Genomic DNA, 15,480 nt, shown 5'->3' with positions numbered 1-15,480 from the left:
CGTTACAATGATGTTGGTTTATCGTATCTCTCACTGTATGCGGTAAGTCATCCAAGTTTTTGAATGTTTAGATTTTTTTATCTATTTCATTATGCAAGATTTTTGAGGCGAGTCATGTTAGTTAAGGTTGATGATGGTTTTTATTTAAACTCACATCATATTATTGCAATTCGGATTAATAGAGATTTGCTTGATACCTTTGTTGTTTCGGTAGAATACACACCCAATAGTGTGCAAAACACAGGTGTATTTGAAAAGAAATTCAATGCGCGCCGAGATGCAGAACACTATCTACAGACACTGAATCAGATCATTGGTAAGTCTTAAAAACGAAAGTGCATATCGTGGATATTGTCTAGATTGAAAGCGATATGATATGAATCAGACTTAGATTGACGTCTAGCAAAAGGGATGAAGTGAATCCCTTTTTTTGTGCTTATCTGAGCAAAACTGATGCGAAGAATTGAAAATTAATAATTCTATCGATACGACTCGATTTGCACGTCGGATATTTTCCTGACATGCTGTAGCCATCCAAAATGAGTTAAAACTATATGCGAATCAGTATTGTGGGTGCAGGTCGTGTTGCACATCATTTGCTCAATGTGCTTCATCCACAACATCACATTGTGCAAGTTTATGCACGAAATCTCGAAAAGGCAGAAAAACTTGCAGCAAGTGTAGGTGCCGAAGCCATTCATACCCCAACTGAGTTGAATGCTGAGATTGATCTTTTGATTATTGCGGTGAGCGACCAGTCGATTGCAACCGTTATTCAGCAAGTTATAGCCTATGTGCCACAGGTTTTGATTGTGCATACGTCTGGTAGCACCAATATCACGGTACTGACCCAACAGCATTCACGAGCAGGGGTGTTTTATCCTTTACAAACCTTTAGTTTAGATCGAGATGTGGACTGGATGTTGACACCGATCTTTGTAGAAGCGGCAGATCCTACAGATTTGAGGACACTTACAGATTTAGCAAACAGCATTAGCCAAAGGGTTTATCAATATGATTCGGCACAGCGTTTGAGTCTGCATCTTGCTGCGGTGTTTGCATGTAATTTTAGTAATTATTGTTATGACATGGCAAAGCAGATTGTCGATGCAAAACATGTCGATTTTAGCTTACTTTATCCTTTAATTTTAGAGACAGCCAATAAAGCTACTCAGGCTGAACCACGTAACATGCAAACAGGCCCTGCCATGCGTGGGGATCAAAATATCATGCAGATGCATGCCAATATGCTTGAGCAAGCTGATCAAGCCGATCTGAAAGCGGTCTATGAAATGTTGAGTCAGCAGATTCTTGGGCATCATCAGAAATAAACAATCCATAAAGAACAATGAATATTTATTAGCTTAGAAATACATGTCAAACAGGATGTTACATGGCAAAAGATTTTAATAGTCTGCAAGTGGTCGAAAGTTATGATGCACATATACGAAAATTAATTCCCGGCTATGAACTTGTCCATCAACAGATTCAGGCAGTGTTGAATTGCCATGTCGCTGAAGATGCCCATATATTGATTATTGGATGTGGGACGGGTTATGAATTGGGCTATCTCATGGTCTTGAATCCAACATGGTCATTTACCGTTACAGAATTGTCTGAAAATATGCTGAATCAAACACGCCAACGTGTTGAAGCCGCTGGACAGTTGCATCGCGTCAACTTTGTTTTGGGCAGTCATACTACTTTTGAGCAGGCGAGTTGTTTTGATGCGGTGCTGAGTATCTTGGTGACGCACTTCATTCCGTTGTCAGAGAAAACGAATTTTTTAGCAAAAGCATTTGAACTGCTTAAACCACAGGGCATTTTTTTAAGTTTTGACTTGATTCAAGCTCATTCGAATTTTGAGCAGCGTGTCCTGCCTGAGTTTTGCCAAATGCAGGGTTTATCTGCTTCACAAGCGACAAAAATGATGCAGCGTTTAGAGGATGATTTTGAACTGATTAGCCAGCAGCACTATCAAAGTTTACTAACGGAAATAGGCTTTGATCAAATCCACTGTTTTAGCCAAATCTTCAGCTACGTAGCTTACTGTGCTTTTAAAACGTCTATGGATTAAAAATAATAAAGTCCAAAATTAAGTGTATTAAATCCATCGATCATTTTGACAGATATTGTTGCTACCTTGCATGAGTGACGCTTGCCTCAAAATTTCGATCAATAGTTTCATCCTTCTTGCACAGTAGCACGCTCATTATTTTAAAAAAGAAACTTTTCAGTCAGCGTTAAATCACTTATTGTGCATTTATAAAAAGAATCAATTGGATGAAAATAATGTCAAAAATGGAATTTGATTATATTGTGATTGGTGGCGGAAGTGCGGGATGCGTACTGGCTGCACGGCTCAGTGAAGATCCGAATATATCCGTGTGCTTACTAGAAGCAGGTGGTCAAGGTGATCAGTGGACGGTCAATATTCCAGCTGCATGTGTGGTGAGCCTTCCGACCAAGATCAATAATTGGGCCTTTGAAACCGTGCCTCAAGCTGGCTTAAATGGTCGTAAGGGCTATCAACCGCGTGGAAAATGCCTTGGCGGTTCATCCAGTATTAATGCCATGATTTATATTCGTGGACATAAAAATGACTATGATCAATGGGCAGCACAGGGAAATACTGGCTGGTCATATGATGAGGTCTTGCCCTATTTCATTCGCTCAGAAAATAACAACAGAATACACAATGAATTCCACGGTAATGACGGCCCTCTGTCCGTCACAGATGTACAAAGTGACAATATTTTCCATCAACGCTATACCGAAGCGGCTCGTGCGCAAGGCCATAAAGTTCTCGATGATTTTAATGGCGCTGAACAAGAAGGCTTAGGGGTTTATCAGGTTACGCATATCAATGGAGAGCGTTGTAGTGTAGCGCGTGCGTACTTATTTCCACATTTAGATCGGCCAAATTTAACGGTATTGACCAAAGCAACAACGCATAAAATTACCATAGAGCATCAAGTTGCGACTGGCGTAGAAGTACAACATGCAGGGCAAATGAAACACTTAAAAGCCAGACGAGAGGTCTTACTCAGTGCTGGAGCGATGCAGTCACCACAAATTTTAATGTTGTCTGGAGTAGGCGACCAGAGCGAACTCCAAGCGCATGGCATTGAAGTGAAGCACCATTTACCGGGTGTAGGAAAGAACTTCCACGACCATCCCGATTTCATTTTTGGTTATAAAGTCAAAGAATACCAAGGTACTTTTGGCCTGTCCTTACCCGGCTCAATTGATATGTTCAAGCAGATCAGTCGCTATCGTAAGGAACGGCGGGGCATGATTGCTTCAAATTTTGCAGAATGCGGTGGTTTTCTAAAGTCTTCACCCGATTTAGCCATTCCAAATTTGCAATTACACTTTGTCGTGGCGTTAGTAGATGACCATGCACGGAAATTTCATGCAAGCCATGGTTTGTCGTGTCATGTGTGTCTGCTCAACCCAAGAAGTCGCGGCACGATCAAACTAAGTGGTTCCAGTGTAAATGATCCATTATTGATTGATCCAAACTTTTTAGGGGATGAACAGGATTTAGAAGATTTGGTACAAGGCTTTAAGTTGACACAGCAATTGATGATGTCGCCGTCTTTATCGAGTCATTATCAGCAAGATTTGTTTACCTCACTGGTCAAAACCGATGATGATATACGTGCAATCTTACGTCAGCGTGTGGATACGGTTTATCACCCTGTCGGTAGTTGTAAGATGGGCGTAGATGAGATGTCTGTGGTTGACCCTGAATTGAAAGTCTACGGGATTCAAAACCTTCGTGTCGTCGATGCCTCTATTATGCCTTCTGTGGTGAATGGCAATACCAACGCGCCAACAGTGATGATTGCTGAAAAAGCCGTGGATATGATTCGACAAAGTCAGCTCCAAGCGCAAGTAGCCTAGTGGTTATTTGTTTTTATGTGATTTGAAACAACACAGAGAAATCTCAGATCAAAAATCGCAATAAAAAAACCACCGCTAACGGTGGTTTTTTGCTTCATTCAAAATTTAATTTACTTTTTTGAAGATGAAGTCATTAATTTTATGGCCTGCTTCAATTCCACGACGTTCAAACTTAGTTTGTGGACGCCAGTCTGGACGAGGGTAGCTATTGCCTTTACCTGCAAGGTTTTCAAGACGTGGACGTTCTTCAAGCACTTCGATCATCCATTCAGCATACGGTTCCCAGTCAGTCGCTGAGTGGAATGTGCCGCCGATTTCTAATTTTTCTTCAACCAAAGGCATACGGTCATGGGATACAAAACGACGTTTGAAATGACGTTTTTTCTGCCATGGATCTGGGAAGTATAATTGGACAGTATTAATACTGTTGTCTGGCATTTCACGTAGCACTTGGATGGCATCAGCATCCAACACTCGAAGGTTAGTTAAACCTGCAAGACCGGCTTCATACACACATTGAGCAATACCCGGAACATGCACTTCAATGCCGACAAAGTTACGTTCTGGATTTGCTTTTGCCATCAGTACCAAAGAGCGGCCCATACCAAAACCGATCTCTACAGTTAATGGGCGTTCAGGGTGTTCAAAATGCTGACGCAAATCACCAACAGGGTATTCCAAAATTAGATGACCATATTGTTCCAGCGCAGTACGTTGCGAAGTATTTAGTGGCGCAGAGCGGCGCATAAACGTCACGATTTCACGGTGTTCGTTTAGATTATCCAGATCTACTGCGTGCTGGTCTAATTGATCGTTCGACATAACTTAGGCAAATGTAAAAAATTCGAATGCGGTATTTTAAGTCCTGAGATGCACAAGTCAAATTTTTTACCGTGAATAAATCCGCTTTTTGCTCAATCTCACCGACGGAAGCCGTGCTGAGCATTTGCAATGTGCAGTCAAATGCTCAGCTCAAAAGTGATGAAATAACATTAAGCTAGGCGATTTTATCGTCAATATCAGCACGATCAGCACCATCAAGCTTAAACGGCAAAATGGCCTCAAGCACGGTACAACCTGGCTGTGACTGTATTTTAAATTCGCCACCGATACGATGGATTCGCGTTTGCATACTGTGTAGGCCGACATGTAGGCCTTGCTCAACTTCGTCAGGGTTGAAGCCGATACCGTTATCTTCAATACGTAAGATCAGTTGAGTCTCTGTTTCGCACAAACTGACCTGAACTTTGCTTGCCTGACTATGCTTTAGAATATTGGTCAGGGTTTCTTCTGCGACACGAGTCAAATTGAGACATTGGGTCGCAGAGGGTGAGTGAATCCATTCGGCAGCAAATTTCCAGCTTGAGCTCATGTCTAATTCTTCAAAGAGCTGTACAAAGCGATGGCGAATCGGCGCCGCCCATTCGATCGGGGTGTCTGGAACTTTCGTCCCTATACTTGAACCTGAATCGATGACTTGTCTTAAATCATTACGGAATAGTTTAAGCATTGACATGATTTGTGGTTTTTCAATTTTGTCATTTTGTTCTAACAATAAAATTGAACGGACAATTGATCCGCCTAAACCATCATGCAAGTCATGAGATAAATGAATTCGTTCTTGAAGTCGTGCATTTTCAAGCGCGAGTTGATGTTGTTGACCAAGTGACGTAGCCAGTTTCAGTTCAGCTCGTTGTACATTTTCAGTTAAGGTCTTATTAAAACGTTCAATTTGACGGGTGTGTCGAGCTAAACGCAAAGCCAGTACGCCGCCCAAAACGAGGGTGGTTAGTGGGCCAGTATATGGTGAGAGCGCATGGCCTTCCATGGTCATCATAAAGTGCGCATCATGTACTGCAATCGGTAAATAAATCAGATACAGCGTTGCAAGCAAATAGGTTTCGGCCATTTTGGCTTTATACGCCAAGTACGGGTAGCTAATACATTTGGCCACAAAGACTAAAACAAAGAAGCTAAAACAAATTTGGATGACGGTTTTTAAATAAGCCTCTGGCGCAAAACCGATACTGAGCGCTGCGATAGTGGCAAGGCTTAATAATAGTTTTTGAATTTTCGGGAAGGGATGGTTTGCAAAATACCACGCACCAATACAGCCAAAAACCGTATAAAAACAGAAGATAATATTTTGTAGGCGGTCGACCTGTACGGTGGTTAGAAATGCAATTGGCCCATTAAAAATAATACACAGGCTATAAAATACCCAAGCCATGCCTGTAATGGTTAACCATAAATAGGCTCTTTCATTACGATTGGCGAGCCATGCTAAAAAAAAGAACACAGCTACGACGAAATTAATCATCGTATTCAGTTCGACTAATTGTCGTTGTTCGAGTAACCAAATTTTAAAGGTGTCATAGACTTGCGGGTATTCTCCAATTTGAACTGAACTGAGTCCTGATTTTTGGGTCACCGAACCATATACTTGCACCCAAATGGTATTAACACCTTGCTTTAAACTCGAGCTAGGCAAGTTCAATAGTCTAGGTTGATGTTGGCTTCGTGAAAAATGTTCTGCTGAAATGTAATCTTGCCAAAGTAGGGCTTCGTTGATATAAACCCGTCCACTTTGGGTGATGCCTTGTATAGCGATAGCAATGGGTTGATTTAACTGATGGAGGTCACAGTTCAACTTAAATTGGATTTTGTACCAAGCGATACCATGATAATCCGGCCAACGTTTATTCCAAGTGTCTGGAAGCTTTTGCAGATTTTGCCAACCTGTACGTGGGCGCTCTTGCTCGACAGCGCTTTTAGCTGTGGCAATATGGGTAATTTCAACAGGACAATGACTGCTTGAGATCTGTGGGGTGGGATTAGCAAAAGTGGGTATAGTGATACAACATAGCAGGCAAAATAGACTCGCTAAGACCAGCAGCCGATTTGCTTGAATGCAGTGTCGTGACCAAAACCATACCATCAAAATTCCCCCAATTTTGTGTATCCACAATTTAAAAAAATAAATAGAAAGTCACATCAAATCTTTGTTTTATTTTTGATAGTTATAATTTTATGAGATGAATTATACAGTTAAATCGAATGAATGGTGAATTTTTCTCTTTTTTATAGGCTTAGTATTTTATGTAATGTCATTACAAATGAGACTTTGATTATTGAAACCCTTTGCTATATTCATCCTGCATAGGGTTTCAATAGGTCACACTTTATTGAAAATTGATTTGATTCAAAGTGAATATTTCAAAAATCCATTAGTCACTGACACGGTCAAGCAAAGTGCTACTTGCTTCATTTAAGCCAAAAATCTCAACTTGAATCTGTTTTGACTCAAATTTTTGCACGACATTTTTTAAAATATTGACGGAAGTAATATCCCAAATATGGGCATGGCTCAGATCAATTCGTACATGACTAACCCTCTCCTGAAAATCAAAAAATTGATAAAAACTCTCAGAGCTACTAAAGAAAATTTGTCCATAGACTGTGTAGCTACGAATATTGTCTTTAAATTCAGATGTGACTTTTACCGAGCTTTCCAGTTGATTGATAATAAACAACGCAGAGAGGAGCACGCCAACCAATACGCCAAGGGCTAAATTATGTGTTGCAAGCACCACGATCACCACAGCAATCATCACGACATTAAAAGACATCGGATGCTTTGAAAATTGCTTGACTGAATTCCATTGGAAAGTGGTAAACGATACCATAACCATAATCGCGACTAAGGCAGCCATTGGGACATAGGCCAACCAGTCTTTTAAGAACACCACTAAGCACAACAAAAATACACCTGCAACCAAAGTGGAGAGGCGAGTTCGCGCACCAGAGCTGACATTAATAATCGACTGACCAATCATAGCACATCCAGCCATGCCGCCCATAAAGCCACTGACTATATTGGCAATCCCTTGACCACGACATTCCTGATGACGATCTCCTTCAGTTCCAGTGACTTCATTGATCACTGTCGTGGTCATCATGGTTTCTAATAGGCCAACTGTTGCTAGGGTGATGGAATAAGGGAAAATAATAGTGAAGGTTTCAAGATTGAAAGGAATTTCAGGAATCAAGAAAATAGGGAGAGTCTCTGGAAACTTACCCAAATCACTCACAGTGCGCAGGTCAGCGCCTAAAAATAATGCCAAGCCACTGAGGACAATAATGCAAATCAGTGGTGATGGAATGGCTTTGCCAATTTTCGGTAGGTGAGGAAACAGATAAATAATCGCAAGCCCTAAAAGCATAAAGATATAGCCCAAACTATCCATCTTTGACATTTCAGGTAGCTGTGCGACAAAAATCAAAATCGCGAGTGCATTTAAAAAACCATACACCACTGACTGCGAGACGAAGCGCATAAGTTTTGCGACTTTAAAATAGCCCGCAATGATCTGAATCACACCAGTCAAAACCGTGGCAGCCAAAAGATATTGCAAACCATGATCTTTGACCAAAGTGATCATAAGTAAGGCCATCGCACCAGTAGCAGCTGAAATCATTGCTGTACGACCACCAAAAAAGGCAATGGTGACGGCAATACAAAACGAAGCGTACAAACCAACCTGAGGGTCAACCCCAGCAATGGCTGAAAAGGCAATCGATTCTGGAATTAGCGCCAGTCCAACCACCAAGCCTGCGAGCACATCGGTACGAATATTGGAAAACCATTGTTCTTTTTTAAGTTGTAACACGGTAACTTTTCATCAAATCTTAAACGCGGCTATGTTAAAACAACTGAGTATAAAAATGCATAACAGATTGACTTGAAATCTTCTTGATTATGGACAATAGTCAATGAGTATATGTGTTTCAGCATTTACGCTTTTTTGCAATTTACAGGTTTGATCACTTGAAAGTTTGACAGAAGAGATTTAAAACATTGAATAGTACATAACAAGGATCAGATATGAAGCTTTATTATTCTCCAGGTGCATGTTCATTAGCATCACATATAATTTTAAATGAAATTAATGTCGATTTTGATTTGGTCCGTGTTGACCTAAAAAACCATAAAACAGAAAAAGGGGTAGATTATTACGAGATCAACCCAAAAGGTTATGTACCTGCATTAGAAATTAACCCAGGTTTGATCCTGACCGAGAACGTGGCAATTTTACCGTTTCTTGCACAGCATGATCCAAAACAAGATTTAATTCCGCCATCAGGTTTAGGTCGTGCCAAAGTTTTAGAATGGCTTGGCTATTTGAACTCAGAATTACATGATGCTTATGCAGTATTCTTTGGTGCTCCACTAGATGCAGACGCTAAAGAAAAAGCTTATGCAGAAATTGATCGTTTATTGACATACATCGATAAAGCGATTGGTGAATCGGATAACGACTATTTGGTCGATGATAACTTTGGGCCAGCAGATGCTTATCTCTTTGTACTGACAAATTGGTCAAATGGCATCGGACATGATTTAACGCCATATAAAAATATCATTGCATTGCGTAACAAAGTTGCAGAGCGTCAATCAGTTCAAATTGCGATGCGAGATGAAGGTTTAATTCCTTAAGTTGTGTATTCAAATTGAATTAAAAAAAGACCGCCGAAATTGGCGGTTTTTTTTTGCTAGATTTTTATTGCTCAGTTTTAGCTTAATACTCGAACTGTGTATAGAAATCATCAAAGTTAATATTTTTAAGCGTCAGTTGCTGTGGTGCTTTGAAGGTTGACCATTTGGTTTGAGTTTTGGCATCTTCAAACATATTGCCGCCTACAATTTCCTTACGTTTTAAGGTCGAAAAATTATAGCTTTTCGATGTTTCTTCACCAGAAGCGCGGTGAAAGCTATTGTAATCAAAACCAATCAGATCAAAGCGTTGATTTTGCCAACGGAAGGTATAACTATGTCGGGGCCATTCCCAGCCACCACAAGCCATAAAATAACTAAAATGAACGAGTAAATTGCCTTTACTGATTTGGATGTCTTCTGCTTCAGCAAGTGGGTCTAGTAGGCATGAATTCGGTTGCTGAGCGACAGGGATGCTGTTGTTTTCAACGATACGTTGATATCCCTTTGCGGTTTTAAAAAATACGATGAGTTTTCGTGGATGGTTATGAACAACTTTGCCATCGTCATCATAGGTCGCCACATCGACTTTTTGTTTTTCCACGATCATCGCAATATCTGGCATTTGATCTTTGTTTAGGTCGCCAGTCGTAGCCATCAAAATGTTCCAACCTTGAGGTGCAAGTGATTTGGCTGTGCTGGGCACTTGGGCTGACAGCCAACTAGATGCGGCACTAAGACTCAAAGTATAAAATATATGGGATATTTTCATTGTTATCAGTTTTTAAAATCAAAAAAAGGACTCAATAGAGTCCTTTTTTATACCGTGAATGAGTTCTTATTTAAAGAAGTATCCGGTTTCAGGTGAACTGGCATTTGCCATGCGTTTACGCGGCATACGTCCTGCTAGGAATGCTTCACGACCGGCTTCAACTGCTTTTTTCATCGCTGAAGCCATTAGAATAGGGTTTTGAGCTGCTGCAATGGCTGTATTCATTAATACGCCATCACAGCCCAATTCCATCGCTATCGCTGCATCACTTGCTGTACCTACACCAGCATCCACCAAAACAGGTACTTTGGCATTGTCTTTAATGATCGAAATGGTGTGTGGGTTGAGAATACCTAAACCTGAGCCAATGAGGCTACCTAAAGGCATAATGGCTACACAGCCCATGCTTTCCAGTTCTTGCGCCACAATTGGGTCATCTGAGGTATAAACCATGATTTCAAAGCCATCGTCAATTAATGTACGTGCAGCTTTTAAAGTCTCGGTAATATTTGGATATAGGGTTTTCTCATCGCCTAAAACCTCAAGTTTAACCAGATTGTGGCCATCTAATAGTTCACGTGCCAACATGCAAGTACGGACCGCACTGTTCGCATCGAAACAACCCGCTGTATTTGGCAAAATCGTATATTTTTCAGGTGGAACCACTGAAAGCAAGTTTGGTTGGTCTGGATGCTGACCAATATTCACACGGCGAATGGCAACGGTCACAATTTCAGCACCACTGGCTTGAATGGCCTGGTCAGTTTCCGTTAAGTCCTTGTACTTACCTGTACCAACTAAAAGTCGTGAATTAAATGTACGTGAACCAATGATTAGGGGTGTATCTTCCATGGGAGCTCCATTTTAGCCGCCACCTACGGCATGAATAATTTCAATATGATCTTGCTCAACAATTGGGGTTTGTTCCAATTTACTTTTCGAGATGATCATTTCATTTTTTTCAACAGCGAAGCGTTTGCCTTCCAATTGTAATTGTTGAACCAATTGCAAGAGGTTGATACATTCGGTTTGTGTAGCTTCGCCGTTTAAATAGATTTGCATTTGTGGATTCCGTTCTTACTGCCTTACCTATTGAGTAAGGCCAATTCTGCTGTTGATTATTTTGCGTATTTAAACGCATTCCATGCCAATATAAGCCATCCAGCAATCATCAGCGCTCCACCAATCGGGGTAATGGCACCGAGACCGCGTGGTAAGCCAAGAGCCATCACATATAAAGAACCACAGAAGAAGAAAATACCAATTTGTATAAGCAGGAAACTGGCTTTTATTGGAAGTTGGGGAATGACTTTGGATAAGATCGCGAGGGCAAGTAAGCCCAGTGCATGATAAAAGAAATAGTCCGTTGCAGTTTGCCACCAAGCCAATTGGGCTTCAGTCGCGCGAGCTTTTAATCCGTGTGCACCAAAGGCACCAAGCATCACAGCAAAAGCTAAGTTAAGTGCGGAAATGGCAATCCACATGTGCATTCACCTTAACAAAATTTGCGCATAACCATAGCATATTTAGCGCGCTGGGTTAAAGCAAAAATGCCCAAAGTTTTTGTGTTGCAGTTTGTCCTTTGACATTTTTAAGAAATAAAAAAAGAGCATCGAAATGCTCTTTTTTTAGAATGACTGGAAAAGCCTTCAACTTAGTTTGAGGACATTGCGACTTTAATTTTTTCCATCGCATTTTTTTCCAACTGACGAATACGTTCAGCAGATACATTATATTCCGCCGCCAATTCATGCAGCGTCGACTTTTCGTCATCTAACCAGCGACGTTGTAAGATGTTGCGTGAACGGTCATCCAGTTGATCCATGGCTTCATGTAAAGCTGAAGTGCTTTGTTCTTCGTAATCTTCATCTTCCGCTAAACGCGCAGGGTCATAACGGTTATCTTCGAGATAAAGGGCAGGAGCGACATGAGTCGAACCTTCATCGTCGTCATCACCTTGAGCTTCAAATGCAGCATCATAAGCGGTTAAACGGCCTTCCATTTCTAAGACTTGTTCGGGTGTCACATTTAAGTCATTGGCAATCGACTGTGCTTCAGCCAAAGTTAATTTTTTAGATGACTTTTTTAAGCTACGTAAATTAAAGAATAATTTACGCTGCGCTTTAGTGGTCGCAATTTTGACAATACGCCAGTTACGAATCACATATTCATGAATTTCTGCTTTAATCCAATGCACAGCAAAAGATACAAGACGTACGCCCATGTTTGGGTCAAAACGTTTTACCGCTTTCATTAAGCCCAAGTTACCTTCTTGAATCAGGTCACCTTGTGGCAAACCGTAGCCTGCATAGCTACGTGCGATATGCACAACAAAACGAAGATGCGACATCACCAGCATTTTAGCTGCGTCTAAATCTTGGTCATAATAATAACGCTCGGCCAGCTCTTTTTCTTGTTCGGCCGATAAAATTGGAATCTGATTAACAGTACTAATATAAGCACCAAGATTCACCCCAGGTGCCGATAATGACAGGGGCATCAATTGATTGCTGCTGTCACTCATGTTTTCTCCTTGAGAACTAAAAATGGATAAGCCCAATAACTAAGATTCATCTTAATCCAATATTTCCGTAAATTATGGAAAATTGGGTATAGAAATGTAAACTTTTATTCAATTATGAAGCAATTTAGTTTAACTGAATCTTTTTAAGATTCAATTAAGTAATGAAACTCAGAATCTGAAATTTTACGCATTTCACAGTTTAACTGATGTATTTGACAGTATCGTGATACATCTTGTTGGCTGTGCGGATCGGATGACTTTAACAATAAAGATTGGTCTGGACTTTTCTTTAAAGCTTTTTTGAGCATCAATAGTGGCATCGGGCATGGTTTACCCATGGCATCTACAGTTAAAAGCGAATTTTGGCTGTCACTCACGAAGCAGATCCAACATGTTTACATTTCAATGGAAATATTAGCAAATACAGTGCCAAATCCCAACCTAAAATAGGCAAAAATCCTTTGTGATTTATAACTCAAACGATGTGAAAAAATAAGAATATTCAAAAGGAAAATAGATCAAAAAAATCTATTATTTGCGGTAAACCCGTGTTAAGCTCGTTGCGTTGTTAAGATTTTTGTTGGCTGTGAAGCCTCTTAACTCTTGATATATTTGGATGTAACCGGGATTTTGTTGATAGTTTTACAGAATGATTACAAGCTTAGAAATAAAAATATTTTTTAACCTTGTTTGGTCTGCTGTTTGCAACACCGGGTGGTCCTTCTTTTTTAAATACGATAAGGATTAACTTATGACAGCTCGTGAACAAGGCGTTGTTAAATGGTTCAACGACACTAAAGGCTTTGGCTTTATTCAACGTAACGGCGGCGACGACGTATTCGTTCATTTCCGCGCAATTATGGGCGAAGGCCACCGTTCACTTCGTGACGGCCAACGCGTAGAATTCAGCGTTGTTAAAGGTCAAAAAGGCTTCCAAGCTGAAGAAGTACAACCTTTAGACTAATCGTCTAAATGTACTCAGAAACGCTCCAATGTAAATTGGGGCGTTTTTTGTTTATAATGCTTCGATAATTTTGTGATTATTCATTTAGGGCACATCTATATGTCATCAGGTTTTGAAACCTTAAATTTACATCCGAACCTTAAAAAAGCCATTGATGCTTTGGGTTTTAAGGATATGACGCCTATTCAGCAAAAGGTTTTAAAATTTACATTGGCTGGACATGACGCTATTGGCCGTGCTCAAACTGGTACTGGGAAGACAGCTGCTTTCTTGGTCAGCGTGATTAATGATCTGTTGAATAATCCAATTAAAGAACAACGCTTCCGCGGTGAACCGCGTGCACTGATTCTTGCACCAACCCGTGAGCTTGCATTGCAAATTGAAAGTGATGCCAAAGAATTAGTGAAATATACTGATCTCAATGTCATGACTTTATTGGGTGGAGTAGATTTCGATAAACAAAAAAATCTATTAAACCGTAATTTTGTCGACATTATGGTTGCAACTCCAGGTCGCTTAATTGACTTTGTGGAACAAAAAGAAGTTTGGCTCGATCAAATTGAATTCTTAGTGATTGATGAAGCTGACCGTCTTTTAGATATGGGCTTTATTCCTTCAGTGAAACGTATTGTGCGTTTCTCACCACGTAAAGAACAACGCCAAACACTAATGTTCTCTGCGACGTTTAGTTATGACGTGCTCAATCTTGCACAGCAGTGGTTGTTTGAACCCGTTACAGTTGAAATTGAGCCTGAAAAGAAAACCAATGCAGACGTTGAGCAACGTGTCTACATGGTGGCGAAGTCTGATAAATATAAATTGTTGGAAGACATCTTACGTGATGAACCAATTGAAAAGGTCATGATCTTTGCCAACCGTCGTGATCAAGTACGTAAACTTTATGATCACCTCAAAAAAGACGGTTATAAAGTGGTGATGTTGTCAGGTGAAATTGCTCAAGATAAACGTTTGAAAATGCTTGATCAGTTTAAAAATGGTCAACATAACATCATGATTGCAACAGACGTTGCGGGTCGTGGTATCCATGTGGATGGTGTTTCTCATGTGGTGAACTTCACACTTCCTGAACAGTCTGATGATTATGTACACCGTATCGGTCGTACAGGTCGTGCAGGTACTCGTGGTGTGAGTATCAGTTTCTTGTCGGAAGATGATGCTTTTTCACTACCTGAAATTGAAAAAGCCATTGGTCAAAAATTACCTTTAACCCGTTTAGATGGTTATTGCTAATTTTTGCTTCTAAAAAAGCCTGCAGATTTGCAGGCTTTTTTATTTCATATTGACTATTTCAAAACAATTATTTCATAACGACAATTTCATTTTGAGTTAATGACAAAACGACATCAGAGACTAACGTTTTAGTTTGCACGGCAACTAAAGGTTAGTACAGTTTGGTAATCATCATCTTTGCTGATGCTACCGCTATTTCCTGTAATGGTACCAAGTACGCCAGCTGCAGCCTGAATCATTTGACCTGTCTTTTCATCGACCACGCCTTTTAAAACTCCGTTGTATTCTTGCTTTTCATCAACCACGACAGGGGTCGCATTTTTACCACAGGTACTATTTGCTGCTGCAATTGCATTATTTTTTGCCGCTAAACTGGTTTTACCTACGGCAGTCACTTCATATTGATTATTTGGTTTTTGAATCGCTAAAGATTTTGTTGGCGTAGATGTACATGCAGCTAAAAGCACAGTCGCGCTTAGCGTGCTAACAATGGCAACAGTTTTGTTGAATTTTTTCATGCGGTGCCCCGAGTTAGAAACAATTTGATTTATTTGAACATAAAATTT

17 protein-coding genes are annotated in these 15,480 nt (G+C 40.3%); 7 read left to right on the top strand and 10 right to left on the bottom strand.

What is annotated here, in order from left to right; translation table 11 throughout:
• The first annotated feature begins 114 nt into the window (after positions 1–114).
• From B1202_RS02060 to B1202_RS02045, 4 genes are all read left to right on the top strand, one after another.
• A complete protein-coding gene (locus B1202_RS02060; protein ID WP_078188898.1) occupies positions 115–327 on the top strand; it encodes a hypothetical protein in 213 nt (70 codons plus the stop codon).
• Positions 328–554: 227 nt separating this feature from the next.
• Positions 555–1,331, top strand: coding sequence for a Rossmann-like and DUF2520 domain-containing protein (locus B1202_RS02055; RefSeq protein ID WP_078188896.1), 777 nt, complete (start codon positions 555–557; stop codon positions 1,329–1,331).
• 62 nt (positions 1,332–1,393) lie between these two features.
• The gene (locus tag B1202_RS02050) at positions 1,394–2,077 is read left to right on the top strand and encodes a class I SAM-dependent methyltransferase (RefSeq protein WP_078188894.1); all 684 of its coding nucleotides are present in this window, start codon (positions 1,394–1,396) and stop codon (positions 2,075–2,077) included.
• Between the two features lie 215 nt (positions 2,078–2,292).
• A complete protein-coding gene (locus B1202_RS02045) occupies positions 2,293–3,909 on the top strand; it encodes a GMC family oxidoreductase (protein ID WP_078188892.1) in 1,617 nt (538 codons plus the stop codon).
• A gap of 105 nt (positions 3,910–4,014) precedes the next feature.
• On the opposite strand, the gene trmB is transcribed toward B1202_RS02045, so the two are convergent.
• The 3 genes from trmB to B1202_RS02030 form a co-directional block, all read right to left on the bottom strand.
• A complete protein-coding gene (gene trmB, locus B1202_RS02040) occupies positions 4,015–4,731 on the bottom strand; it encodes a tRNA (guanosine(46)-N7)-methyltransferase TrmB (RefSeq protein WP_078188891.1) in 717 nt (238 codons plus the stop codon).
• A gap of 175 nt (positions 4,732–4,906) precedes the next feature.
• Positions 4,907–6,847, bottom strand: a complete 1,941-nt coding sequence (locus B1202_RS02035; RefSeq protein ID WP_078188890.1) for a sensor histidine kinase — start codon at positions 6,845–6,847, stop codon at positions 4,907–4,909.
• A 289-nt stretch (positions 6,848–7,136) separates the two neighbouring features.
• On the bottom strand, positions 7,137–8,579 hold the full coding sequence (locus B1202_RS02030; protein ID WP_078188888.1) for a SulP family inorganic anion transporter: 1,443 nt from the start codon (positions 8,577–8,579) through the stop codon (positions 7,137–7,139).
• A 215-nt stretch (positions 8,580–8,794) separates the two neighbouring features.
• Between B1202_RS02030 and B1202_RS02025 the strand changes: the two genes are divergently transcribed.
• On the top strand, positions 8,795–9,406 hold the full coding sequence (locus B1202_RS02025; RefSeq protein ID WP_078188886.1) for a glutathione binding-like protein: 612 nt from the start codon (positions 8,795–8,797) through the stop codon (positions 9,404–9,406).
• Positions 9,407–9,488: 82 nt separating this feature from the next.
• Here the strand turns inward: B1202_RS02025 and B1202_RS02020 are convergent, their stop codons facing one another.
• The 6 genes from B1202_RS02020 to B1202_RS01995 form a co-directional block, all read right to left on the bottom strand.
• On the bottom strand, positions 9,489–10,061 hold the full coding sequence (locus B1202_RS02020; RefSeq protein ID WP_143221549.1) for a hypothetical protein: 573 nt from the start codon (positions 10,059–10,061) through the stop codon (positions 9,489–9,491).
• A 180-nt stretch (positions 10,062–10,241) separates the two neighbouring features.
• Positions 10,242–11,027: a thiazole synthase gene (locus B1202_RS02015; RefSeq protein WP_078188883.1), complete on the bottom strand. Its 786-nt coding sequence runs from the start codon at positions 11,025–11,027 to the stop codon at positions 10,242–10,244.
• 12 nt (positions 11,028–11,039) lie between these two features.
• Entirely contained in the window at positions 11,040–11,237 is a 198-nt protein-coding gene (gene thiS / locus B1202_RS02010) for a sulfur carrier protein ThiS (protein WP_078188881.1), read from the bottom strand.
• Positions 11,238–11,293: 56 nt separating this feature from the next.
• On the bottom strand, positions 11,294–11,659 hold the full coding sequence (locus tag B1202_RS02005) for a DUF423 domain-containing protein (RefSeq protein WP_078188880.1): 366 nt from the start codon (positions 11,657–11,659) through the stop codon (positions 11,294–11,296).
• Between the two features lie 170 nt (positions 11,660–11,829).
• Positions 11,830–12,699, bottom strand: a complete 870-nt coding sequence (gene rpoH / locus B1202_RS02000) for an RNA polymerase sigma factor RpoH (protein WP_078188879.1) — start codon at positions 12,697–12,699, stop codon at positions 11,830–11,832.
• A gap of 143 nt (positions 12,700–12,842) precedes the next feature.
• Entirely contained in the window at positions 12,843–13,037 is a 195-nt protein-coding gene (locus B1202_RS01995) for a sulfurtransferase TusA family protein (RefSeq protein ID WP_078189214.1), read from the bottom strand.
• A 413-nt stretch (positions 13,038–13,450) separates the two neighbouring features.
• Here B1202_RS01995 and B1202_RS01990 point away from each other — a divergent pair, with 413 nt between their 5' ends.
• Together B1202_RS01990 and rhlB are read left to right on the top strand one after the other, a co-directional pair.
• The gene (locus B1202_RS01990) at positions 13,451–13,663 is read left to right on the top strand and encodes a cold-shock protein (RefSeq protein WP_005014923.1); all 213 of its coding nucleotides are present in this window, start codon (positions 13,451–13,453) and stop codon (positions 13,661–13,663) included.
• 99 nt (positions 13,664–13,762) lie between these two features.
• Positions 13,763–14,914 (top strand): ATP-dependent RNA helicase RhlB, encoded by a 1,152-nt coding sequence (rhlB, locus tag B1202_RS01985; protein ID WP_078188878.1) that lies wholly within the window; start codon positions 13,763–13,765, stop codon positions 14,912–14,914.
• A 128-nt stretch (positions 14,915–15,042) separates the two neighbouring features.
• On the opposite strand, the gene B1202_RS01980 is transcribed toward rhlB, so the two are convergent.
• Positions 15,043–15,432 carry a hypothetical protein gene (locus tag B1202_RS01980; protein ID WP_078188876.1) on the bottom strand — a complete coding sequence of 130 codons (390 nt, stop codon included), beginning with the start codon at positions 15,430–15,432 and terminating at the stop codon, positions 15,043–15,045.
• Positions 15,433–15,480: the final 48 nt, after the last annotated feature.

The organism is Acinetobacter amyesii, assembly GCF_002018365.1.
Classification (GTDB): Bacteria; Pseudomonadota; Gammaproteobacteria; order Pseudomonadales; family Moraxellaceae; genus Acinetobacter; species Acinetobacter amyesii.
Note: the sequence above shows the minus strand (reverse complement) of the source record. Positions and strands in the feature narration are given on the sequence as shown.

What these genes read in the sequence shown, in the direction of transcription:
- B1202_RS02035 (WP_078188890.1), bottom strand. Translation starts at nt 6,847, where the DNA reads ATGGTATGGTTTTGGTCACGACACTGCATTCAAGCAAATCGGCTGCTG.
- B1202_RS02050 (WP_078188894.1), top strand. Translation starts at nt 1,394, where the DNA reads ATGGCAAAAGATTTTAATAGTCTGCAAGTGGTCGAAAGTTATGATGCA.
- thiS (WP_078188881.1), bottom strand. Translation starts at nt 11,237, where the DNA reads ATGCAAATCTATTTAAACGGCGAAGCTACACAAACCGAATGTATCAAC.
- rhlB (WP_078188878.1), top strand. Translation starts at nt 13,763, where the DNA reads ATGTCATCAGGTTTTGAAACCTTAAATTTACATCCGAACCTTAAAAAA.
- B1202_RS02025 (WP_078188886.1), top strand. Translation starts at nt 8,795, where the DNA reads ATGAAGCTTTATTATTCTCCAGGTGCATGTTCATTAGCATCACATATA.
- B1202_RS01980 (WP_078188876.1), bottom strand. Translation starts at nt 15,432, where the DNA reads ATGAAAAAATTCAACAAAACTGTTGCCATTGTTAGCACGCTAAGCGCG.
- B1202_RS02015 (WP_078188883.1), bottom strand. Translation starts at nt 11,027, where the DNA reads ATGGAAGATACACCCCTAATCATTGGTTCACGTACATTTAATTCACGA.
- B1202_RS01990 (WP_005014923.1), top strand. Translation starts at nt 13,451, where the DNA reads ATGACAGCTCGTGAACAAGGCGTTGTTAAATGGTTCAACGACACTAAA.
- B1202_RS01995 (WP_078189214.1), bottom strand. Translation starts at nt 13,037, where the DNA reads ATGGGTAAACCATGCCCGATGCCACTATTGATGCTCAAAAAAGCTTTA.
- B1202_RS02020 (WP_143221549.1), bottom strand. Translation starts at nt 10,061, where the DNA reads ATGGCTACGACTGGCGACCTAAACAAAGATCAAATGCCAGATATTGCG.
- B1202_RS02045 (WP_078188892.1), top strand. Translation starts at nt 2,293, where the DNA reads ATGTCAAAAATGGAATTTGATTATATTGTGATTGGTGGCGGAAGTGCG.
- rpoH (WP_078188879.1), bottom strand. Translation starts at nt 12,699, where the DNA reads ATGAGTGACAGCAGCAATCAATTGATGCCCCTGTCATTATCGGCACCT.
- trmB (WP_078188891.1), bottom strand. Translation starts at nt 4,731, where the DNA reads ATGTCGAACGATCAATTAGACCAGCACGCAGTAGATCTGGATAATCTA.
- B1202_RS02005 (WP_078188880.1), bottom strand. Translation starts at nt 11,659, where the DNA reads ATGTGGATTGCCATTTCCGCACTTAACTTAGCTTTTGCTGTGATGCTT.
- B1202_RS02060 (WP_078188898.1), top strand. Translation starts at nt 115, where the DNA reads ATGTTAGTTAAGGTTGATGATGGTTTTTATTTAAACTCACATCATATT.
- B1202_RS02055 (WP_078188896.1), top strand. Translation starts at nt 555, where the DNA reads ATGCGAATCAGTATTGTGGGTGCAGGTCGTGTTGCACATCATTTGCTC.